The organism is Streptomyces sp. NPDC021080 (assembly GCF_044333225.1).
In the GTDB taxonomy this organism is placed as follows: domain Bacteria; phylum Actinomycetota; class Actinomycetes; order Streptomycetales; family Streptomycetaceae; genus Streptomyces.
The window spans coordinates 159,933-181,703 of record NZ_JBIRQM010000006.1 but is presented as its reverse complement, the minus strand read 5'-3'; the positions used below and the strand labels follow the sequence as shown (position 1 = coordinate 181,703).

The window sequence follows — 21,771 nt, the reverse complement described above, 5'->3', positions numbered from 1 at the left end:
CTACTCGTCGTCCTCGTCCTCGTCGTCCAGCCGGGCCAGCCAGGTCGCCAGCCGCTCCACCGGCACCTCGAAGTCCGGGTTGAGGTCGACGAACGTACGCAACTGCTCGGCGAGCCACTCGAAGGTGACCTCTTCCTCGCCACGCCGCTTCTCAAGTTCCTCGATGCCGCGGTCGGTGAAGTACATGGATGGTGCTCCGTGGGTGAAAGGGAAGTGGAACGCTGGGAAAAGGATAGGCGGGGGCAAGGGGCCCACGGAGGGCCTCTGTCGTGCCCGGGCCCCTGCCGCTAGCCTGCAAGGTCGGCTCGTACCACGGGGGCGTGGGGGGAACGGGGGATGCCATGGGCGACGCGGTGACGCGCATCGCACGGATCGAGATGCCCGACGGAACACCGGTGTGGGCCCGGATCTCGGGGGCGGACGAGCTGGAGGATCCCGGCGGCGAGCTGTCGCTGACGGACGTCGGCTTCGCGGAGCGCGTCGAGGCACAGGTCGAGAGCCTCCAGTCGGTGATCACCGGCGTCGCCCGCTCCCTCGCCGCCCCGCTGCGCGCGGTGCGGCCCGACGAGGTCAGCGTCGAGTTCGGCATCGAGCTGACCGCGAAGGCCGGCAAGGTGGTCGGTCTGCTCGCGGACGGCGAGGCCAAGGCGGCCATCACGGTCACGCTCACCTGGAACGGCGGCCCGCCGGACCTGGAACCGGACGCGGCCGCGGACCAGAGGCCGAACGCGGCCGCGGACCAGGGGCCGGCTGCCGCTGCTCACCGGGAGCCGGGCGGAGCAGTGCTCCAGGAGCCGGACCGAGCCGCCCCGGGCGCGGGCGCGTCTCCCGGCGCCCCGGCGCACGGCGGCGCCACCGACCCCTCCGGCGGGGACGGAGCATGACGGACGGGCACGCCCCGGGCGCACCGGGCGGCCCCGGGAACGCTCACCGTGCGCTGCGTGATCTCGTCATGGCCGCCACCGTACGCATCCATCGCGCGGGCCCCGGGTATGCCCAGGGCGAACCCGGCACGTTCCTCGGGAGCGGCTTCTTCATCGCTCCGAACTGGGTTCTGACCTGCGCGCATGTGGTCCGGAGCGGGGAGGGGAACGAGGTGCGGGTGGTGTACGAGAGGGGGCCGGGCCGCGGCACGTCCGCCGTCACCGGCGAGGTCGCGACCGTCCTTCCCGACCGCACCGGGATCCCGGTGCGCGGCACCTGGCCGTCCCCGGACCTGGCGCTCGTACGGCTGCGCGAACCGGTGGACCACGACTGCGCGTACGTCACCGAACGCCCGGCCGCCTACTACGAGGAGGCGGTCGTCCTCTACTCCGGCTGGTCCGTCGTCGGCGGGAAGCTGCGCCGGCTGAGCGGCACCTGCACGGTCCAGGGCACGCTCGGCGGCTGGTCCGACGACGAGCAGATCCGCCTCGGCGGTGACGTGCTGCCGCCCGGCGTCTCGGGCGGGCCGGTCGTCGACCTCGTACGCGGTGAGGTCGTCGGGGTCCTGAAGTCGCGCACGGACCGGGGGCTCGGCGGCACCTGCACGGGGGTGGAGCAGCTGCGGTCCCTGCCGGTGCCGGCCGGGGAGACGGCCGCCGAGCACGACGACGTCTACCAGGCCGTCTTCCACGCCCACGACCGCTACCACCGGGACCGGCAGCGCCACCCGGACACCGACCGCAACACCTGGGCCGACGTCCAGAACCAGCTCGGCGCCCGGCCCGGCCGGGTGCTCAGCCCCGAGGAACGGACCCAGCTGCTCGGCAGGCTCGCCGATCTGCCGCCGCCGGCCAGCACCCGCGCCCTGCTCGACCTGCTCGAATCCCTCGCGGGTGACCGGGCGGCGATACCCCATCCGGCGCCGCGCGGCTGGCGCGACGGACTCGGGGCGCTGTACGAGAGCGCGCGCCACGACGCAGCCCTCGACCTCGTCCTCGACTACGCCATGCGGGCCGTGGCCGCCGACCGCCCCTTCGTCACCCCGGGCACCCGGGCCGCCGAGCGGGCGCTGTGGGAATGGGTGCGCCAGACCGCGGAGGGCCGCCCGGGCCCGGCCTACCGGCGCCGGCTCGGCCAGCAGTGGATCGAACGGCTCCAGCTGGCGCCCCGCGGCCCCTCGGCGGCGGAAGCAGAGGCGGCGCACGCCACCGCGCACAGCGCCGACCGTGCGCCCCGCCTGTTCGTGCTGCTCGAACTGGAGCAGCTGGGCTGGGAGCCGGGCCGCTGCGACTGGCACGTCTCGGTGGGCGGGCCGACCGGGGAGGTGGTGCGGCTGCGCGACGGCGAGCGCACTCCGCTGGAGGAGCTGCCGGCCGTGCTCGCGCCGCACCTGACGGAGGCCTTCCGCCGGTGCGACGAACCCGGACGGCCCGTCGGTCTCCAGGTGGCACTGCCCCATCTGCTGCTCGGACTCGACGTCGACGCCTGGCGGCTCGGACCCGACGAGGCCCCGCTCGGTGCCCACCGGCCCGTCGTCGTGCGCTGTGCCGACCGGGAGCAGCTGCCCGAACCGTCCGGCCCGGCCGCCCCGGGCGGCAAGCCGCTTCCCGCCGACGAGGAGCGGCACGAGCGGGAGGCCCGCTGGAGGTGGATCCACGCGCACGGCGCACAGGCCGAGATCCTCGACTGCGAGGACGGGCTGCGGGTACCGGTACCGGCGGCGGAGTCGCTGCGCGGCCTGCCGCACAAGACGATCCCGGTGCTCTGCCGCTACGGCGACCACCGCTTCGAGGACGACCCGGTCGCCATCGTCCGGATCGTGCACGGCGGATACGGCGTCGCGCTGTGGCGGCGCTGGCGCGGCCGGTCCGAGGCGGTCTGCGGCGAGTTCCACCGAAGAGCCGGTGACACGGTGGCGGGCGCGGGCGGCGCGGACCGGCTGCCCGAACTGGTGCACGCCCTGCGGGCCGGACTGAGCGAGGGCCGGCCGGAGACGTACTGGGCCCACGGGATCGCCCTGTTCTACGACGATCCGCGCCGGCCCCTGCCCGGGACCGGGGACCTGCTGGAGGCGCCGTGACCGCAACGGTGGACCGCTGCCGCACGATGTCCGAAGCGGGTTCGGTGATGTCCGGAACAGGCTCGGGCGGGCTGCCGCGAGCCCCTCTCGGGACCTTACGGGGTCCTTCGCGGATCGATACGGTGAGGCGACGTCCGACGGCTGCCGGGGTGGACGAGTGACGACGAGGACTGGGCAATGACCGATTCCAGCGAGTGGCTCATCTACCGAGGTGCAGGCGAACCCCACGACGGCCTGGACCGGCTTCCGGCCCCGCCGCCGTGGCGCGACTTCGCGAGCCGGGACGCCGCCGGGAGCGACGGCGACGGCTCCGAGGACCGCAGGCTGGGCGCGTACCGGCATCTGGCCGAACTGCACCGGCCCGGCGCCGAGGAACTCGAGATGATCAACGCGGCGCTGTATCTGCGCCGGCCCCTGCTGGTCACCGGCAGCCCCGGCGCGGGCAAGAGCACGCTCGCGCACTCGGTGGCGTACGAACTCGGCCTCGGCAACGTCCTGCGCTGGCCGATCGTCAGCCGGTCCACCCTGCGGGACGGTCTCTACCACTACGACGCGATCGCCCGGCTCCAGGACGTGCAGATGGCCGCGCCGCACGGCGCCGACCCGGCCGCACCCGGCGCCCCCGGCTCCGTCGAGGGCATCGGCAGCTACATCCGGCTCGGCCCGCTCGGCACCGCGCTGCTGCCCTCCGACACCCCGCGCGTGCTGCTCATCGACGAGCTGGACAAGAGCGACATCGACCTGCCCAACGACCTCCTGAACGTGCTGGAGGAGGGCGAGTTCGCGATCCACGAGCTGGAGCGCGTCGCCGACCGGCTGCCCGGCGGCGAGGCCGAGGTGCTCACCGACGACGGCGCCAAGGCGAGGGTGCGCGACGGCCGGGTGCGCTGCCGCGCCTTCCCCTTCGTCGTCCTCACCAGCAACGGCGAGCGCGACTTCCCCGCCCCGCTGATGCGCCGCTGCATCCACCTCGAACTGGGCCGTCCGGACCACGAGCGGCTCGCCACCTTCGTACGCGCCCACCTGGGCGACGAGGCGGCGCGGGCGGGGGACGATCTGATCACCCGCTTCCTGGAGCGCTCGCGCAGCGAACTCGTCGCCGCCGACCAGCTGTTGAACGCCATCTACCTCACCGACGCCGCGGCCCCGGCCAGCCGCGACCGGCTCGCCGACCAGCTCGTCCAGCGACTCGACCGTCCGAGGTGACGCGCTGATGCCCGGCGGCGACCCGATCGCCGAACTCATCGCCCGGATACGGCAGACCGGGCTCGATCCCGATGCCCGGCAACTGGCCGACGCGCTGTGGCTGGCGCGCTTCTCGCGCCCGACGGACCGGGCCGGGGAGCGGGGGAGCGCGCCGCCGTCCGGCCGCCGGACGGCGGCCGAGGACCCCGCCGCCGGGCACCCGGATGCGCGCGGGGACGAACGGCCGCCACCCGCCGACCGGCCCGCACCGGCGTGGCGGGACCCGGAGACGGACCGGCGCGTCGCGCTGTACCCGGTGCCGCGCGACGGCGCGCAGCGCGGCTACGGGCAGGGCCTCTCGCCCGTCCTGCCGGTCGGCGTCCCGGCCGCGCCCGCGTTCCCCTCCGCCCTCGAACTCCAGCGCGCATTACGCCCGTTGCAGGGCTATCGCACCGCGGCGCCACCGCTGCGCACCGTCCTCGACGAGACCGAGACCGCCGAACTGACCGCCCGCGCGGGCGGACTGGTCCTGCCGGTGTTCCGCGGGGTGACCCGGGCCGACGCCGCGCTCCAGCTGATCATGGACGCCTCCTCGTCCATGCGCGTGTGGGACCGGATGTTCGCCGAACTGGAACAGGTCTTCGGCCGGCTCGGCGCCTTCCGGGACATCCAGATCAGCCATCTCCACCAGGGCCCGGACGGAGAGCCCGCCGTCAGCCGCAGCCCCGAACCCGGCACGGCCCCCCTGCACTCCGCCGACCGGCTGAGCGACCCGACGGGCCGCCGCGTCACCCTCCTCGTCAGCGACTGCGCCGGCCCCCTGTGGCACAGCGGCCACGCCCACCGGCTTCTGCACCACCTGTCCCGGCTCGGCCCCGCCGCCGTGCTCCAGCCCCTCCCGCAGCGCATGTGGAACCGCACCCGGCTCCCGGTGTCCTACGGCGAACTGACGCGCGGCGAAGCCCTCGCGGGCGCCGCCACGCTGAAGGTCCGGCTGCCCGCCGGCACCCCGCCGGAGGCGCGCGGCGGCGCGCTCCCGGTTCCCGTCCTGCCGCCCGAACCAGCCGCGCTCGGCGCCTGGGCGCGCCTGCTGTCCGGAGCCGGCGCCGGACCCGTGGCCGGCGCCGTCGGCTGGGTGCGCCGGCACCACGAGCCCGCCCCCGGTGCCCGGCCCGGACGCCGGATGTCCGGGCTCGAACTGGTCAGCCGGTTCCGCTCCACCTCCTCGAAGGCGGCCGGGCGGCTGGCCGGCTATCTGGCGGCGGCCCCGCTCAGCCTCCCCGTGATGCAACTCGTCCAGCGCACCATGCTCCCCGACTCGGGGCCCTCCGAACTGGCCGAAGTCCTGCTCAGCGGTCTCGTCACCCGCGCCAGGACCGAGGAGTACGGCGCGGACGGCACCCAGTGGTACGAGTTCGCCCCCGGCGCGCAGGAAGCCCTGCTGTCGCCGCTCGGCCTCGACGAGGCCATGCTCGTGCTCAAGCACTGCTCCGCGTACATCGAGCACCGCTTCGGCAAGGGCGGCCCCAACTTCCCGGCCCTGGCGCTCGCACAGCTCGGCGAGGGCGGTTTCGGACCGCCGTTCTCACCCGGCGCCGGATACCCGGGCGAGAACGGCGACAACGGCGGTGCCACCCTCGTACCGCAGCCCTTCGCCGAGGTCGCCGCACGGGTGCTGGAGCGCTTCATGCCGCTGCCGGACCACTTCGCCACCTACGTGCCGCCCCGCGGCCCCGACGACCCGTCCGACCGGCGGCCCACCCACCCCGCGGTGCTCCGCGCCCGCTCGCTGGCCCGCCAGTTCGGCAGCGACGGCATGGTGCAGGACCTCATCGACGCCGTACAACTGCTGCGCGGCGCGACCGAACACGAACTGAGCCCCGGCACCGACCCGGAACTGTGGGCCGAGTACGCCAACTGCGTGCTGCTGCTGTGGGAGGTGCAGGGCGGCGCGGACCTGCTGCGCGAGGCGGAGGGCGCCGCCGAGCGCGCCGTCGCGCACCCCAGGGCGCTGCGCGAGAGGGCCGTCCTGGCCCGGGTGCTGCACGCCGCCGCCACCGACCGCAGACGGCGCGGCGACCGGCGCGGCGCGCTCGACCTCCTGCAACGCGCGGACCGCGAGTACGCGGTGGCCTGCGCCGCGCCGGACCTGGACGCCACCGAGGCCCTGCGGCTCACCCTGGAGCGGGTACGGGCGCTGGAGGCGCAGTGGCGCCTCGGCGGGGACAGCGCGCTCCTGCAGGGCGCGGTCGGCATGCTGGAGGCGTTCGCCGACGCCTGGCCGGACCGGCGAAGCCGCCCGTCGGGGCTGCCGCTCGCCCACGGCCGGGTCCTGCTGCGCCTGTCGGGCGCCACGGCCGACCACGAACAGGCCAGGCTCTACGCGGAACAGGGCGCGCACTCCCTGCGCGCCGCCCTGGAAACCGGCCCCGAGGACACGGCCGGCGCGTCCGGCGCGTCCGCGCGCGTCCGCATCCTGCTCGACCTCGTCGACGCGCTCCTGAGGTCCGGTGGCGCGCTGGACGACGCCCGGGACCACGTCGACGAGGCACTCGGCCTCACCCGCGACCAGGGGCTGCGCTCCGCCCTGCTCGTGCGCGCCGGGCGCATCCACCTCGCCCGGTACGCCGACTCGGGCGATCCGCGCGAACTCCAGGACGCCGCCGCGCGGTTCGAGCAGGCCTCCCGCGGAGTGCCCCGGGACGCCCCCGCGCACGCGGACGTCCTCGCCGAATGGGGCGAGGCCCTGCTGCGGCACGCCGTGCTCGACCACGGACGCGCCCCGGGCGAATCGCTGTACCGGGCCATCCGGGTGCTGCGGGACTGCCGCACCGAGACGCCCGCGGGCAGCGCCGAACTCGCCCACCGCCTGCTGCTGCTCGGCCGCGCGCTGATGCTGCGCTACCGCGCCCGCGGCGACCGGGTCGACCTGCGGGAGGCCGAGCACCTCTTCGGCCTCGCGGCCCTGGAGGACGGCCCGCCGCTCACCACCGCCCGATGCCGGCTGGAGCTCGGCCAGGCCCAGTTCGAGGCGTATCAGAGCCTCGGCCGCAAGGCGCGGCTCGACGAGGCCGTCGACGCCTTCCGGGCCGCGGCCGAGTCGGCGCGCGAGGCCGAGGAGCAGGCGGAGACGGAGCGCATCCGCCAGGAAGCGGTGGAACTGGCCGCTCGGGCACAGCACTGGCGGGGTATGTCCTACGAAGCGGCGGCGCGCCCGCGTGCCGCCCGCGAGGCCTACCGGGCCGCCCGGACCGAGTGGTCCAGGCTGCCGGACGGTGTCGCGAGCCCGGGCGAGCCGACGGCCCGGCAGACGGCACAGCGGCTGGCCGAGCTGGGATGAGAGCGCCTGCCGGCGGCCGCCGGGGCGGAGTCAGGGAAGGCGAGGGAGACGACATGGGCGCACGCGACGACGCACGCGACGACGCACAGGGCCGCGATCCGGCGGCGGAGCCCGAGGACGCCCGGGGCGGGCCGGCCGGGACGCCGGATCCGGGGGACCTTCCCGTCCCCGACCTGCTGGATCTCGATCTCGCCCAGCTGCGAACGGTCCAACACCCCGTTCTGGAAGAGGTGTTGGCGGATCTGCGAGCCCGATCGACGGAGCCGAGCGAGATGCTCTGGGGGTTCAACAACGCCTTCTGAAAAGCCGGGTGGGCGACGGTCCGGTCAACCGTCGCTCGCGGGTGGTTGGTTCAGGTCCGCTCCGGTGATTGAACCGGACAACTTCGGACGGCCGGTGTTTGTGGCCGGGGCGTGGCCGGGAATGCCGCCCGGTACGGGCAGGGGGCGTGGCGCGGTTCGCGGCGCGGGATCGTGCGGCCGTACACATGGGGGTGCCGGAGTGTCTGCAGAGGCGACCTCCCCGGCACCGGCCTCCGCCCCCGCGGCCCTCGCGCCGCACCCCGAACGGCCCGCGCGGGACGGCCCCGTACCCGAACCGCCTTTCCCCTTCCGGCAGTTCATCGTCAAAATGCACGGCCGCTGCAACCTCGCCTGCCGCTACTGCTACCTCTACGAAGGCCCCGACCACACCTGGCGCACCCGTCCCGCCGCCGCTCCTCCCGGCGTCCTGGCACGGACCGCGCTGAGGATCGGCGAACACGCCGCCGCCCACGGCATGACGGCCGTGTCCCTGGTCCTGCACGGCGGCGAACCCCTGCTGGCCGGCGTGGACACCCTCGCCCGGTTCACCGGCCTCGTACGCGACCGGGTCCCGGACGGCTGCACCGTGCACGCCACCGTCCAGACCAACGCCACCCTGCTCACCGAGCGGCGCCTCGCCGTCCTCGCCCGGCACTCCGTCCGCGTCGGCATCAGCCTGGACGGCGGCCTGCCCGAGCACAACGCGCCGCGCACCGACCGGGCCGGCCGCCCGTCCTGGCCCGCCGCCGCCCGCGGCGCCCGCCTGATCGCCGAACGCCACCCGGAGGCGTACGCCGGGATCCTCACCGTCGTCGACCCCACGACCGACCCGGTCGAGCTGTACGAGTCCCTGCTCGCGCTCCGGCCGCCGGCCCTCGACCTGCTGCTCCCGCACGGCAACTGGTCCGCGCGACCACCGCACCTGGAGGGTCCGGGAACCCCCTACGGCGACTGGCTGTGCGCCGTCTTCGACCGCTGGTGGCGGGCCGGGCGACGTGAGACACGGGTCCGGCTCTTCGAGGAGTGTCTCGCGCTGCTCCTCGGGCTGCCCGCCGCCACCGAGTCGCTCGGCCTCGCGCCCTTCGACGCCGTGGTCGTGGAGACCGACGGCTCCATCGAGCAGGTCGACTCCCTCAAGTCCTGTTACGAGGGGGCGGCGAGGACCGGTCTCGACGTCTTCCGGAACGGTTTCGACCAGGCGCTGCGCCACCCCGGCGTCGCGGCCCGGCAGGCGGGCGCCGCCTCGCTGGCCGCGCGCTGCCGGGCCTGCCCCCTGCTCCCGGTGTGCGGCGGCGGACACTACGCGCATCGGTACCGCGCCGGACACGGCTTCGCCAACCCGTCCGTGTACTGCGCCGACCTCCAGCGCTTCATCCGCCATGTCGCCCGGAGGCTGGCGGAGGCAGTGCCCACCGCGCGGACCGTCCCCGTCGCACAAGCCGCCACCGCCGCGCAGGCTGTCCCCACCGCGCGGACCGTCACCACCGCGCGGGCCACCCCGGTCGTCGCAGCCGTCCCCGCCGTCCCCGAAGGAGATGTCCCGTGATCCTTCCCGCGGTCCCGGACCGGGCCGTGGACGAACTCGGCCGCACCGAAGGCGGCCCCGAGACCCTCGGGCTCCTCGTCCGCGACCAGCACACCCGACGGCTGCTCCTGCTCCGCGCGGTCCTCGACGCCGCCGAGTCGGCCGCCCCGGACGTCCTTCCCGTCGCCGCCCTGACCCGGCTGCGCGAGGACTGGGCCCTGCTGGAGGAGGCCGAACGGCTGGAGCCGCCCGCCCACCGCCGCGGACGGCCCCCCGGGGACGGGCCGGGGGATTTTGTACGGGCGTACGGGAGGCCGCACGGCCCCGCGTCGGCGTCCGGGACCCCGGACCGGTCGGCACGGCAGCCGGAGTGCAGGTCCGCCGGTCTCGCGGCCGAGGGAGGCGCGGCGGCCGGGGACCGGCCCCCGCCGTCCCCCGTGCGAGCCCTCCTCCTGCACCCGTTCATCGGTCCCTGGGCCAGGGACGCCCTGCGCACTCTCGGTACCGGAACCGGCCCGCGAACCGGCCGGGACCTCCATGAACAGGCCCTGGCCCTCGCCCACTTCGGTGCACTCGCCGCCGTCGCCGCCGTCCGCGCCGGAGTGTCCTGCGCGCTCCGGCTGACGGCCCACGACGGCGTGCTGGCCCTTCCCTCGCTCGGCGCGCTGCGCACGGGCGGCTCCGGTTCCGGGGAGACGGAGGTGGCCCTCGTGCACCGGCACGGGCGGCTGACGCTCCGGCGGCCCGGCGAGGCCGACGTGGTCGTCCACCTCCAGAGCGGTGCCGGCGCCTGGTCGGAGACGGCGGCCTGGACGCCGGCGTACACGCTGCCCGGCCTGGTGCCGGGCTCCGCCCCCGTACCGCTGGACGACCTCGACCCGTACCGGACCGCCCGCGGCGGACCCCGCCCGGACATCATGAGCGGCCCGGCCCGACTCGACGAAGCCGACCGCAAGCACTGGCTGCACATCTGGTCGGGCACCGCCGCGGCGCTCGGGACGGGTGGCGGGGGCCGGCTCGCGGAATCGGTGACCCTGCTGCGCTGTCTGGTTCCGCTGGCCGCCCCGCCGGGCTCGGTCCCCGGCGGGGCGGGCGGCAGCTGCAGCGGCACCCGGCGCGAAGCCTTCGGCGCGGTCCTCAGCAGCGCACCGGCGACACCGACCACGCTCGCGGCCACCCTCGTCCACGAGATCCAGCACACCAAACTCGCCGCGCTCGGCGATCTCTTGACGCTCCATCACGCGAGCCCGGTACCACGCCACTTCGCACCCTGGCGCCCCGATCCGCGCCCGTACGACGGCCTGCTGCAGGGCGCCTACTCCCACCTCGCGCTCGCGGACTTCTTCCAGCGCAGCGCGCTCGCCGCCACGCTTCCCGCCCGCCGGGACGCCGCCTGGGAGCGGCACGCGCGGTACCAGGCGCAGGTCGGTGCCGTCCTGCCCGCGCTCGTCGGATCGAGCGATCTCACCGTACGGGGACGCCGGTTCGTCGATCGCATGGTCGAGGTGTACGAACGCCTCGCCGAACAGCCGCCCCCACGCGGCCACGCCGCGCGCGCGACGGCATACGTCCAGGCCGCCCGGACGCTGTGGAACCGGCGCCACGCGCCGGGCGAATGAACCGCGTGTTCCGGAAAGGGCACGGCACACGTCGGTCCGGCCGGGGCGGGTGCGGCCCGCGGTCCGGCCCGCGCGCCCGTCGAACGCGCCGTGCTCCGCCCCGGTTGGGCCATCCTCGCCGAAAGCGCCGGGTTCCCGGACGGGCGCGTGACGGTGCGTCAAGATCGACGCTGAACACGTTCGAGAAGGAACCGTGGAGCAAGCGACTGGCGCGCGTCGGCGCCCTATCGCCGACCCTCGCGGCGGTTCTAAAATCACGCGCGGGGAGGCCGCTGCATGTCTGGAGCTCGTACGCCGGTCGGGTCAGCCGAGAGGGGGCCCGCGAAGCAGACCGTCACCATCAGCTTCGCCGGTTTCAACCGGGCCTGGGCGGCCTGGATCGGGGACCGTCTGGAACGGCGTGGACACCGCGTCGTGTACCAGCGCTGGGACTCCCCGGCCGAGGTGCCCCTCGTCGACCTGCTGCGCGACCTGACCCTGGCCAAGGGCCGCATCCTGATCGTCGTCAGCGAGTGGTACTTCCAGCTCGGCCCGCGCACCCACGACGAGTGGAACGCCGCGCTGCGCGAGGTCGTCGCACCCGACCCGTCCCGCTTCGCGGCCGTCTCCGTCACCAACAGCGCGGTGCCCACGGCCACCACCGTGCTCGGCGCGGTCGACCTGAACAACATGGGCGCCGACGAAGCCGAACGCCGTGTCCTGGAGCGCCTCGACCTGCCCTCCGAACCCCTTCCCGAGTCCGCCGAGGGCGCCCGGCGCGGCCCCCGCTTCCCGGCCGCCATGCCCGAGGTCTGGGGCGGCGTACCGCGCCGCAACACCCGCTTCACGGGCCGTGAGCCGCTCCTGAACGACGCCTACCACCTGCTCCAGGGCGCCGAGGCCGGCGCGGGCGTGGTCACCCTGCACGGCATGTCCGGCGTCGGCAAGACCCAGCTCGCCGCCGAGTACGTCTACCGCTTCGGCTCCGAGTACGACGTCGTGTGGTGGGTCAACGCCGAGAAGCGGGTCACCTACCGGCGCCGGCTGGCCGAACTCGCACCGCAGTTGGGACTGTCCACCGGAGCCGAGTACGGCGAGCGGCTGCGTGCCGTACGCGACTCGCTGCGCCGGGGCGCCCCGTACTCCCGCTGGCTGCTGATCCTGGACGGCGCGGACGAGCCCGACCAGATCTACGACCTCGTCCCCACCGGCCCCGGCCACGTCCTGATCACCTCGCGCAACCCCGAGTGGAGCGAGCACAACAGCAGACTGCTGGAGGTGCCGGTCTACGCCCGTGACGAGTCCGTCGCCTTCATCCGCCGCCGCGCGCCCCGCCTGAACGAACCCGAGGCCGACCAGCTCGCCGAGGCACTGGAGGACCTGCCCCTCCTGCTGGACCAGACGGCGGGCTGGCTCAACGACTCGGACCTGTCCGTCCAGGAGTACATCGGCCTGCTGGACGGAGGCATCGACAAGGACGTCGTCAAGGTCTCCGCCGACTTCCCGGTCGCCTTCCAGACCGCCTGGTCGATACTGCTGAACAAACTCCGCGACACCGTCCCGGAGTCCGTCGACCTGCTCCGCCTGTGCACCTTCTTCGCCCCCGGGTTCATCCCGGTACGCCTGCTGAAGGAGATGCCGCACGACCAGCTGCCCGAACAGATCGCCGGTCTGCTCAACGACCCGCTGCTGTGGAACAAGGCGATCAACCAGCTCCGCCAGTACTCCGTCGTCCGGCTGGAGTCCCACGAGGCGGCCGGCGACGAGGCGGCGTCCTCCGGCGAGTCCCTGTACCTGCACCGCATGGTCCACCAGATCGTCCACAAGGACATGCCCGACGAGGACCGCCGCGAGTTCATCGACGTGGTCCGCCGCGCCCTGGCCGCGGCCGACCCCCGCCGCCCCACGGACACCCGGCTGTGGCCCGGCTACGCGGAGATCGTCCCGCACCTGAAGTACGCGGACGTCCTGCAGAGCAAGGACACCGCGGTACAGATGCTGGTCTTCAACTGCCTGCGCTACATGTACATTTCGGGCGAGTACCAGTCGGGCATCAGGCTCGGTGAACGCGCCATGGAGGCCTGGCGGCCCCTGCTGGGCCAGAACCACCCCCGCGTCTGGGAGCTGACGCACCACTACGCCAACCTGCTGCGCGCCGTCGGCGACTACCAGCACACCGAGGCCATCGAACGCGCCGCCGTCGAGCACCTGCGCGAGGAGCGCGGCCCGCAGGACCTGGAACACCTCCGCGCCGCCACCGGCCTCGCCGCCGACCTGCGCGGCCTCGCCCGCTACGACGAAGCCCTGGAACTCTCCCAGTGGATCTTCACGGCCTACAGCGACCTCCTGGGCGACGCCGACTCCCGCACCCTGGGAGCCCAGAACAACCTCGCCGTGTCCCTGCGTCTGCTCGGCCGGTTCGAGGAGGCCCTGGAGATCGACCGGCGCACCATGGAGTCGCGCCGGCAGCTGCTGCGCGGCCGCCACCCGTGGACCCTCTCCTCCCAGATCCACTACGCGGCCGATCTGCGCTACCTGGGGCGCTACCCCGAGGCGGAGTCCGTCCAGACGGAGAGCGTGCGCGAACACCGCATCGTCATGGGGGCCGACAACCCGCAGACCCTGGACGCCGAACACAACCTGGCCCTGTGCCAGTACCGCGGCGGCGACCGCCGGGCCGCGGGGACACTGTTCGCCCGCGTACTGGAACGCTGCGAACGCGTGCTGGGCGAGACCCACCCGCAGACCCTGCGGTTCGCCGCCAACACGAGCTGCTTCGTGCGCGAGCACGGCGACATCGACCAGGCGAGGGAGATCGGCGAGTCCGTCGTCGCCCGCTACGAGGTGATGCTCGCCGAGGGGCACCCCTACATCGCCGGTGTCCGCGCCAACCACGCCCTGGTCCTGCGCAGCGTCGGCGAACGCGATCACGCCCACGCCGCCATGGACGAGGCACTGACCGACATGACCGCGGCCGTCGGCGAGAACCACCCCTGGACCCTCGGCTGCGCCATCAACGCCGCCGCCCTGCGCAACCTCATCGGCGACCCCGAGTCGGCCGCGGCGCTCAGCCAGGACACGGTGACCCGTGCCACCGAGGCCCTCGGCCGCACCCACCCGCTCACGCTCTCCGCCCGCATCGCGCTCGCGGCCGATCTGCGCGGCCTGCGGGACCGCCAGCAGGCGGAGAAGGTCGAACAGGCGGCCCTCGATGACCTGGCCGCCACCCTGGGCGCCCAGCACGTCCACACCATCTCCGCCCGCTCCCGCAACCGGCCCTACTGGGACTTCGAACCGCAGGAGACGTGAGGCCCGTGCCGGGAGCCGCCGCTCCCGGCACCGCCCCGGACACCGAAGGGCCCGGCCCCGAGTCCGTCTGGACTCGGGGCCGGGCCCTTCGTACTGCCGTGCCGGAGGCCTACGCCTCGAACACCTCACGCACCAGCTGCTCCTGCTCCGCCTGGTGCCGCTTCGCGGAGCCGACGGCGGGGGAGGAGGAGTGCGGACGCGAGATGCGGCGCAGGCGCTCGGAGCCCGGGACGTCCGCACCGACCGCCAGGTCCAGGTGGTCGATCAGGTTGAGCGCGATGAACGGCCAGGCACCCTGGTTCGCCGGCTCCTCCTGGGCCCACAGGTACTTCTCGGCGTTCGGGTACTTGGCGATCTCCGCCTGGAGCTCGGCACCCGGCAGCGGGTACAGACGCTCGATGCGGATGATCGCCGTGTCCGTGGAGCCGCGCTTCTGCCGCTCGGCCTCGAGGTCGTAGTACAGCTTGCCGGCGCAGAACACGACCTTGCGCACGGCGGACGCCTCGACCGAGTCGTCCCCGATGACCGGGCGGAACTGGCCCGACGTGAACTCCTCCGCCTTCGAGGCCGCGGCCTTCAGGCGCAGCATCGACTTCGGGGTGAAGACCACCAGCGGCTTGTGGTGCGGGTTGTGCACCTGCCACCGCAGGAGGTGGAAGTAGTTCGACGGGGACGTCGGCTGGGCGACCGTCATGTTGTTCTGGGCGCACAGCTGGAGGAAGCGCTCGATCCGGGCCGAGGAGTGGTCCGGGCCCTGGCCCTCGTAACCGTGCGGCAGCAGCAGGGTGACGCCGGACGTCTGGCCCCACTTCTGCTCGGCGGCCGAGATGTACTCGTCGACGACCGTCTGCGCGCCGTTGACGAAGTCGCCGAACTGCGCCTCCCACATCACCAGCGCGTCCGGGCGGGCCAGCGAGTAGCCGTACTCGAAGCCCATGACCGCGTACTCGGAGAGCAGCGAGTCGTAGACGTTCAGACGGGCCTGCTCGTCCGAGAGGTACTGCAGCGGGGTGTAGTCCTCGCCGTTGACCCGGTCGATCAGCACCGCGTGGCGCTGGCCGAAGGTGCCGCGGCGCGAGTCCTGGCCGGACAGCCGGACCGGCGTGCCCTCCAGGAGCAGCGAACCGATGGCGAGGGTCTCGCCCATGCCCCAGTCGATCGTGCCGTCCTCGATCATCGCCGCACGGCGCTGGAGCTGCGGGAGCAGCCGCGGGTGCACGGTGACGTTGTCGGGGATGTTGACCTGGGACTCGGCGATCCGCTTCACGATCTCCTGGGAGACCGCGGTGGACACGGCGACCGGGAACTCGGCCTGGACGTCCGGGACATGGGCCTCGGGCGCCTGCGCGACGGCCTCGCGGACCTCGGTGAAGACCTTCTCCAGCTGGCCCTGGAAGTCCTGCAGCGCCTGCTCGGCCTCTTCGAGGGTGATGTCGCCGCGGCCGATCAGGGACTCGGTGTAGAGCTTGCGCACCGAGCGCTTCTTGTCGATCAGGTCGTACATCAGCGGCTGCGTGAACGCCGGGTTGTCGGACTCGTTGTGTCCGCGGCGGCGGTAGCAGATGAGGTCGATCACGACGTCCTTGTTGAACGCCTGACGGAACTCGAAGGCCAGGCGCGCGACGCGGACGACGGCCTCGGGGTCGTCACCGTTCACGTGGAAGATCGGCGCCTCGATCATGCGGGCCACGTCGGTGGCGTACATGGAGGAGCGCGACGACTCCGGGGCGGCGGTGAAGCCGACCTGGTTGTTGATGACGATGTGGACCGTGCCGCCCGTGCGGTAGCCGCGCAGCTGCGACATGTTGAGCGTCTCGGCGACCACACCCTGGCCGGCGAAGGCCGCGTCACCGTGCAGGGCGACGGGCAGGACGGTGAAGTCCGTGCCGCCCTTGTTGATGATGTCCTGCTTGGCGCGGACGATGCCCTCGATGACCGGGTCGACCGTCTCCAGGTGGGACGGGTTGGCGGCCAGCGAGACCTTGATCTGCTCGCCGTCCAGGCCGGTGAAGGTGCCCCGGGCGCCCAGGTGGTACTTCACGTCGCCGGAGCCGTGCATCGACTTCGGGTCGAGGTTGCCCTCGAACTCGCGGAAGATCTGCGCGTACGACTTGCCGACGATGTTCGCGAGGACGTTCAGACGGCCGCGGTGGGCCATGCCGATGACGACCTCGTCCAGGCGGGACTCCGCGGCGCTGTCGATGACGGCGTCGAGGAGCGGGATGACGGACTCGCCGCCCTCCAGGGAGAAGCGCTTCTGGCCGACGTACTTCGTCTGCAGGAAGGTCTCGAACGCCTCGGCGGAGTTCAGCCGGCGCAGGATGCGCAGCTGCTCCTCGCGCTCGGGCTTGGAGTGCGGGCGCTCGATGCGGTCCTGGATCCACTTGCGCTGCTTCGGGTCCTGGATGTGCATGAACTCGATGCCGGTGGTGCGGCAGTACGAGTCGCGCAGGACGCCGAGGATGTCGCGCAGCTTCATCAGGGACTTGCCGGAGAAGCCGCCGACGGCGAACTCGCGCTCCAGGTCCCACAGGGTGAGGCCGTGCTCGGTGATGTCCAGGTCGGGGTGCTTGCGCTGCTTGTACTCCAGCGGGTCGGTGTCGGCCATGACGTGGCCGCGGACCCGGTAGGAGTGGATCAGCTCGAAGACGCGGGCGGCCTTGGTGACGTCGTCGTCGTGGCTGGCGTCGATGTCCTTGAGCCAGCGGACCGGCTCGTAGGGGATCCGCAGCGACTCGAAGATCTCGTCGTAGAAGCCGGTCTCGCCGAGCAGGTAGTTCGCGACGATGCGCAGGAACTCGCCGGAGGCGGCGCCCTGGATGACCCGGTGGTCGTAGGTCGACGTGAGCGTCATGACCTTCGCGATGCCGAGCTTGTTCAGGGTGTCCTGGGAGGTGCCCTGGAACTCCGCCGGGTAGTCCATCGAGCCGACGCCCATGATGACCGACTGTCCGGGCATCAGGCGCGGGACCGAGTGGACGGTGCCGAGGCCGCCGGGGTTGGTCAGGGAGACCGTGACACCGGTGAAGTCGTCCATCGTCAGCTTGCCGTCACGGGCGCGGCGGACGATGTCCTCGTAGGCCTGCCAGAACTCGAAGAAGTTCAGCGTCTCGGCCTTCTTGATGCCCGCGACGACCAGCTGGCGGTCGCCGTTGGGCTTCACCAGGTCGATGGCGAGGCCGAAGTTGACGTGCGCGGGCTTGACGAGGGTGGGCTTCCCGTCCTTCTCCGCGTAGTGCCAGTTCATCGACGGCATGGCCTTGATGGCCTGCACCATCGCGTACCCGATGAGGTGGGTGAAGGAGATCTTCCCGCCCCGGGCGCGCTTGAGGTGGTTGTTGATGACGATGCGGTTGTCGAAGAGCAGCTTCACCGGGACCGCGCGCACGGACGTGGCCGTGGGCAGTTCCAGGGAGGCGTTCATGTTCTTCGCGACGGCACCGGCGGGACCGCGCAGGGTGACGTACTCGGGGCCCTCGGGCGCCTCGGCGGCCGGAGCGGCCTTCGGCTTCGCGGCGGCCGGAGCGGCCTTCGCGGGAGCCGGGGCGGCGGCAGCGGGCTTCGGAGCCGCGGGAGCGGCGACCGGAGCGGGCGCGGCCTGGGGAGGAGCCTGGCGCGCCGCGGGCGGCACGGGAGCGGCCGGCGCGGCCGTGGTGGTGGTCCCTGCGGCCCCCGCGGCCGCAGTACCCGCCGGAGCCGAGGCGGCGGGCGCCCCGGGCTTGTAATCGGCGAAGAAGTCCCACCAGGCTCGGTCTACCGAATTCGGGTCCTGGAGGTACTGCTGATAGATCTCGTCGACGAGCCACTCGTTGGCACCGAAGGCGGCCGCGGGGTTCTTCCCGGCGGCTTGGTCATCGGTCGAGATACTCGAGTTACTGGGGGACTGTGGCGACACGGCGCTAACCGCCCTCTTCCGCTTCACAAGGTGATGGACAGCGGGAATAAAGGCTACGCCTCCCTGGCCGAGAAGGTCAGGCCGGGCCCGTCCAACGTCGCGTAAGTCACATCGGAATCCGTGTTTCGCTCATGGAAATGGCGGGAAACAAGCGAGGTTCCGCTTCGGAACGGGTACGTCGGCTCCGGGTCGCGGCATGCCTCACGCGGCCCTGTGCCTGATCACACGTGTACGCCGGCGGCGACAGCGGTGGATCTTGCGGCTCCGGTTCGAACTTTACGTCAACTTGGCAGAGAAGGGAGGCCCGGAAGGATGACCTGGATCCGGCAGCCCCGCTGAGATTCGGCCACACCGATGCGTCCACCGTGCAGATCCACCGCCCAGCGGGCGATCGCGAGCCCCAGTCCCGTACCGCCGTCGCTGCCCGGACCGTGCGGCGCGGGCACCCTGCCGCGGTTGAACCGCTCGAACACGCGGTGCCACTCCGACTCCGGGATGCCGGGACCCTCGTCCAGGACCTCCAGCGCCAGCGACTCGGGATGGTCGCCCCGCCGGGCCCGGACCGTCACCCGGCCGTGCGGCGGGCTGTGCTTGACCGCGTTGTCGATGAGATTCGCCACGACCTGGTGGATCCGCTCCGGGTCCGCGTGCGCGGTCAGCTCCGGCGGGGACACGTCGAGGTGCAGATGGACGTCCGTGCGGGTGTGACCGCCGCCGGAACCCGAGGCCAGGTCCGCACGCGCCGAGGCGACCATGTTGGCCTCCTTCAGCACCCCGGACAGATACGGCCACACCTCGAAACGCCGCCTGCGCAGCGGTACGACGCCGTTGTCCAGCCGGGACAGGTCGAGCAGGGTCTCCACCAGCCGCCCGAGGCGCTCCGTCTGCTTCAGCGCGGTGCGCATCGTCTCGGGGTCGGCCTCCGAGACACCGTCCACGACGTTCTCCAGGACGGCCCGCAGACCCGCGATCGGCGTACGCAGCTCGTGCGAGACGTTCGCCACCAGCTCCTTGCGCTGACGGTCCTGGGCCTCCAGCTCGTCGGCCATGAGGTTGATCGTCTGGGCCAGGTCGCCCAGCTCGTCCCGCCGGTCGTCCCGCACCCGGCGGGTGTAGTCGCCGTGCCAGATCGAACGGGCCACCGCGTTCATCTCGTCCAGCGGAGCGGTGAGCGAGTGCGCCACGAACTGGGTGATCAGCAGCGTGGCGATCATCGAGAAGACCGTGATGAAGCGGAGCTCCGTCTTGGTGTGCACCGCGATCATCGACAGACCGGTGGTGATGAGCACGGAGATGACGACCAGCGCGCCCAGCTTGGTCTTGATCGAGAACGGCCGTACCTCGCCCCAGGAGCCCGAGCTCCTGCGCTCCGCGGACGCGCGCTCGCCGAGCCCGCGCCCTCGTTCTCCGAGTCCGCTCATCACATCAGCCCCTCACGCGGGCCCCGGTCACCCGGGTCCCGACGTCTCCTACGGCGGCCCGGCTCAGGGAGTCGGGGTCTCCAGTGCGTAGCCGACGCCGTGCACCGTGCGGATCCGCTCGGCTCCGATCTTGCGGCGCAACGCCTTGATGTGGCTGTCGACCGTCCGGGTGCCCGAGGCGTCCGCCCAGTCCCACACCTCGGCGAGCAGCTGCTCGCGCGAGAGTACGGCACGCGGGGTGTTCGCGAGGCAGACGAGCAGGTCGAACTCGGTCGGCGTGAGGTGCACGTCCTCGCTGCGGACCCGCACCCGGCGCTGCGCGTGGTCGACCTCCAGCTCACCGAGCCGCAGGATGCCGCTGCGCGGGGTGGAGGCCGCGACGACGGCGCGCTCGACCCTGCGGAGCAGGACGTGCACCCGCGCGGCCAGCTCGCGCATCGAGAACGGCTTGGTCATGTAGTCGTCGGCGCCGACCCCGAGCCCGACCAGCATGTCGGTCTCGTCGTCGCGCGCGGTGAGCATCAGCACCGGCACCGGGCGGGCGGCCTGCACACGGCGGCAGACCTCCAGACCGTCGAAGCCGGGCAGCATGATGTCGAGGATCAGCAGATCGGGCTGCCATGCCTCGGCGGTGTCGACGGCGGCCGGGCCGTCGCCCGCGGTTTGCACGAGGAATCCCTCGGCTCGCAGACGGGCCGCGATGGCCTCGACGATCGTGGGGTCGTCCTCGACGACCAAAACCCGGCGCTGAGCGCCCGGAGTCGCCGCCGTGCCGTTCTGGGAGGTGTGTGTCTGCTCCATCGCCCGCCCCTGAAGTGTGCTTTCCGGAATCCGTGGGGTGATCCCATGACTGCGCTTGACGCTTGAATGATCCGCGTCAGTCAAGCAGGGTACGGGCAGTCGGTGCGCCTCGGCTATCCAGGTCTTACCGCGAGATGCACCACGTCGGGAACGCCCCGGGCAACGGGGACCACTTCGGTACGGACCCGTCGGAATCCGGCATTCCGCAAGGTTCCTTCAAATTCCGGAGAGGGCTCGGCCGACCACACGGCGAGGACGCCACCCGGCCTCAACGCCCTTGCGCAGCTTGCCAGTCCGGACTTTCCGTACAGTCCCGCATTGCCCTCGGTGACCGTCCAGCCGGGGCCGTTGTCGATGTCGAGACACAGGGCGTCGAACGTGTCGGAGATCTCATTGACGTAGTCGACGAGATCTCTCTCGACGATGTCCGTGCGCGGATCGGCGAGCGCCTCGGCCGACAGCGCGGCGAGGGGACCGTCCCGGTGCCAGTCGATGATCGCCCGTTCGCGCTCGACAACGGTGATGCGCCCCCAGCGGTGATCGGCCGCCGCGTGGGCCAGCGAGAACCCGACGCCGAGCCCGCCGATCAGCACACTCGGCTCCGGGCGTCCGTCGAGGGCGTCGTGCGCCGCGTCCATCAGCAGCCGCTCGGACCGCCCGTCGGAGGTGTCCATCAGGAAGCACCCGTTGGCGATGATCTGCAGCAGAGCGCCGTGACGCCGCAGCACGACCTCGCCGTACGGGCCCTGGCGGCGGTCGATGACCTCGGGAGTCTCGTACGAGGCAGTCATGGCCGCCATCCTGGCATTTTCACCTGTACGGGTCGCGGGAATTGCCGGGGACGGCTTCCCCCTCCCGCCGGGGTCCTGGGCGATACGGGGGCGGTGCCGGGGCGGTCGGGCAGGTTCGGCGGCCCCGGGGGTGACGGCGGGCCCTCCCGGGTTGACGCGACGCCGGCCGGGGATCTCGTGCGGCCCCGGCGTCCCGTCCCCTTGCCGAGGACTCCCTGCCTCGAGGCCTTCCTGTTGTCGGGGACTCCCTGTTGTTGAGGACTTCCTGAGAATCGTCCCGTCCGTGGCCCCGGTCATAGACAGCGACGCAGGGGACACGAAGGGTGGAACGCGACGCGAAGGGTGGAACGCGACGGGAGGGAGTGCCGTGGATCCGAGCACCACCGACCAGTCCGGCACGCTCCCCGACAACACTCCCGCGCCCCGTGGCACTCCCGCGCCCCCTGGCGCCGCCGCGCCCGTCGGCCAGGCCCCTGCGCCTGCCGATCGGGGTGCCGTGTCCGCCGATGACGCTTCCGCGCCCGCCGGCCGGACCTCCGCATCTGTCGGCCGGGCCGGCGCGCCCGCCGGTGGCGTCTCGGTGTCGGCCGATCGGGGTGC

General features: G+C 73.0%; 13 protein-coding genes. 8 read left to right on the top strand and 5 right to left on the bottom strand.

Going from position 1 to position 21,771, the window contains the following annotated elements; all coding sequences use genetic code 11:
* A complete protein-coding gene (locus tag ACH4S8_RS16585; protein ID WP_007266501.1) occupies positions 1 to 186 on the bottom strand; it encodes a DUF6104 family protein in 186 nt (61 codons plus the stop codon).
* Positions 187 to 341: 155 nt separating this feature from the next.
* Between ACH4S8_RS16585 and ACH4S8_RS16580 the strand changes: the two genes are divergently transcribed.
* From ACH4S8_RS16580 to fxsT, 8 genes are all read left to right on the top strand, one after another.
* The gene (locus ACH4S8_RS16580) at positions 342 to 884 is read left to right on the top strand and encodes a CU044_2847 family protein (protein WP_398395045.1); all 543 of its coding nucleotides are present in this window, start codon (positions 342 to 344) and stop codon (positions 882 to 884) included.
* The gene (locus tag ACH4S8_RS16575) at positions 881 to 3,004 is read left to right on the top strand and encodes a trypsin-like peptidase domain-containing protein (protein WP_398394405.1); all 2,124 of its coding nucleotides are present in this window, start codon (positions 881 to 883) and stop codon (positions 3,002 to 3,004) included. The genes ACH4S8_RS16580 and ACH4S8_RS16575 overlap by 4 nt, the downstream gene beginning before the upstream one ends.
* 177 nt (positions 3,005 to 3,181) lie before the next feature.
* Complete coding sequence (locus ACH4S8_RS16570; RefSeq protein WP_398394403.1) at positions 3,182 to 4,210, top strand: AAA family ATPase; 1,029 nt, start codon at positions 3,182 to 3,184, stop codon at positions 4,208 to 4,210.
* Between the two features lie 7 nt (positions 4,211 to 4,217).
* Complete coding sequence (locus ACH4S8_RS16565) at positions 4,218 to 7,529, top strand: SAV_2336 N-terminal domain-related protein (protein ID WP_398394400.1); 3,312 nt, start codon at positions 4,218 to 4,220, stop codon at positions 7,527 to 7,529.
* A 53-nt stretch (positions 7,530 to 7,582) separates the two neighbouring features.
* The gene (gene fxsA / locus ACH4S8_RS16560) at positions 7,583 to 7,831 is read left to right on the top strand and encodes an FxSxx-COOH cyclophane-containing RiPP peptide (protein WP_398394398.1); all 249 of its coding nucleotides are present in this window, start codon (positions 7,583 to 7,585) and stop codon (positions 7,829 to 7,831) included.
* Positions 7,832 to 8,159: 328 nt separating this feature from the next.
* The gene (locus tag ACH4S8_RS16555; RefSeq protein ID WP_398395043.1) at positions 8,160 to 9,377 is read left to right on the top strand and encodes an FxsB family cyclophane-forming radical SAM/SPASM peptide maturase; all 1,218 of its coding nucleotides are present in this window, start codon (positions 8,160 to 8,162) and stop codon (positions 9,375 to 9,377) included.
* Complete coding sequence (locus ACH4S8_RS16550; RefSeq protein WP_398395041.1) at positions 9,377 to 10,975, top strand: aKG-HExxH-type peptide beta-hydroxylase; 1,599 nt, start codon at positions 9,377 to 9,379, stop codon at positions 10,973 to 10,975. The genes ACH4S8_RS16555 and ACH4S8_RS16550 overlap by 1 nt, the downstream gene beginning before the upstream one ends.
* A 276-nt stretch (positions 10,976 to 11,251) precedes the next feature.
* Complete coding sequence (gene fxsT, locus ACH4S8_RS16545; protein ID WP_398394396.1) at positions 11,252 to 14,263, top strand: FxSxx-COOH system tetratricopeptide repeat protein; 3,012 nt, start codon at positions 11,252 to 11,254, stop codon at positions 14,261 to 14,263.
* A gap of 109 nt (positions 14,264 to 14,372) precedes the next feature.
* Here the strand turns inward: fxsT and ACH4S8_RS16540 are convergent, their stop codons facing one another.
* The 4 genes from ACH4S8_RS16540 to ACH4S8_RS16525 all read right to left on the bottom strand — a co-directional run bounded on the left by ACH4S8_RS16540 (position 14,373) and on the right by ACH4S8_RS16525 (position 21,171).
* On the bottom strand, positions 14,373 to 18,158 hold the full coding sequence (locus ACH4S8_RS16540; protein ID WP_398394393.1) for a multifunctional oxoglutarate decarboxylase/oxoglutarate dehydrogenase thiamine pyrophosphate-binding subunit/dihydrolipoyllysine-residue succinyltransferase subunit: 3,786 nt from the start codon (positions 18,156 to 18,158) through the stop codon (positions 14,373 to 14,375).
* 281 nt (positions 18,159 to 18,439) lie between these two features.
* The gene (locus ACH4S8_RS16535; RefSeq protein ID WP_398394391.1) at positions 18,440 to 19,579 is read right to left on the bottom strand and encodes an ATP-binding protein; all 1,140 of its coding nucleotides are present in this window, start codon (positions 19,577 to 19,579) and stop codon (positions 18,440 to 18,442) included.
* Between the two features lie 63 nt (positions 19,580 to 19,642).
* Positions 19,643 to 20,380 carry a response regulator transcription factor gene (locus tag ACH4S8_RS16530; protein ID WP_398394389.1) on the bottom strand — a complete coding sequence of 246 codons (738 nt, stop codon included), beginning with the start codon at positions 20,378 to 20,380 and terminating at the stop codon, positions 19,643 to 19,645.
* 113 nt (positions 20,381 to 20,493) lie between these two features.
* Positions 20,494 to 21,171 carry a spermidine synthase gene (locus tag ACH4S8_RS16525; RefSeq protein ID WP_398395039.1) on the bottom strand — a complete coding sequence of 226 codons (678 nt, stop codon included), beginning with the start codon at positions 21,169 to 21,171 and terminating at the stop codon, positions 20,494 to 20,496.
* Positions 21,172 to 21,771 lie beyond the last annotated feature (600 nt).

What these genes read in the sequence shown, in the direction of transcription:
- ACH4S8_RS16530 (WP_398394389.1), bottom strand. Translation starts at nt 20,380, where the DNA reads ATGGAGCAGACACACACCTCCCAGAACGGCACGGCGGCGACTCCGGGC.
- ACH4S8_RS16575 (WP_398394405.1), top strand. Translation starts at nt 881, where the DNA reads ATGACGGACGGGCACGCCCCGGGCGCACCGGGCGGCCCCGGGAACGCT.
- ACH4S8_RS16555 (WP_398395043.1), top strand. Translation starts at nt 8,160, where the DNA reads ATGCACGGCCGCTGCAACCTCGCCTGCCGCTACTGCTACCTCTACGAA.
- ACH4S8_RS16565 (WP_398394400.1), top strand. Translation starts at nt 4,218, where the DNA reads ATGCCCGGCGGCGACCCGATCGCCGAACTCATCGCCCGGATACGGCAG.
- ACH4S8_RS16580 (WP_398395045.1), top strand. Translation starts at nt 342, where the DNA reads ATGGGCGACGCGGTGACGCGCATCGCACGGATCGAGATGCCCGACGGA.
- fxsA (WP_398394398.1), top strand. Translation starts at nt 7,583, where the DNA reads ATGGGCGCACGCGACGACGCACGCGACGACGCACAGGGCCGCGATCCG.
- ACH4S8_RS16570 (WP_398394403.1), top strand. Translation starts at nt 3,182, where the DNA reads ATGACCGATTCCAGCGAGTGGCTCATCTACCGAGGTGCAGGCGAACCC.
- ACH4S8_RS16585 (WP_007266501.1), bottom strand. Translation starts at nt 186, where the DNA reads ATGTACTTCACCGACCGCGGCATCGAGGAACTTGAGAAGCGGCGTGGC.
- ACH4S8_RS16525 (WP_398395039.1), bottom strand. Translation starts at nt 21,171, where the DNA reads ATGACTGCCTCGTACGAGACTCCCGAGGTCATCGACCGCCGCCAGGGC.
- ACH4S8_RS16535 (WP_398394391.1), bottom strand. Translation starts at nt 19,579, where the DNA reads ATGAGCGGACTCGGAGAACGAGGGCGCGGGCTCGGCGAGCGCGCGTCC.
- fxsT (WP_398394396.1), top strand. Translation starts at nt 11,252, where the DNA reads ATGTCTGGAGCTCGTACGCCGGTCGGGTCAGCCGAGAGGGGGCCCGCG.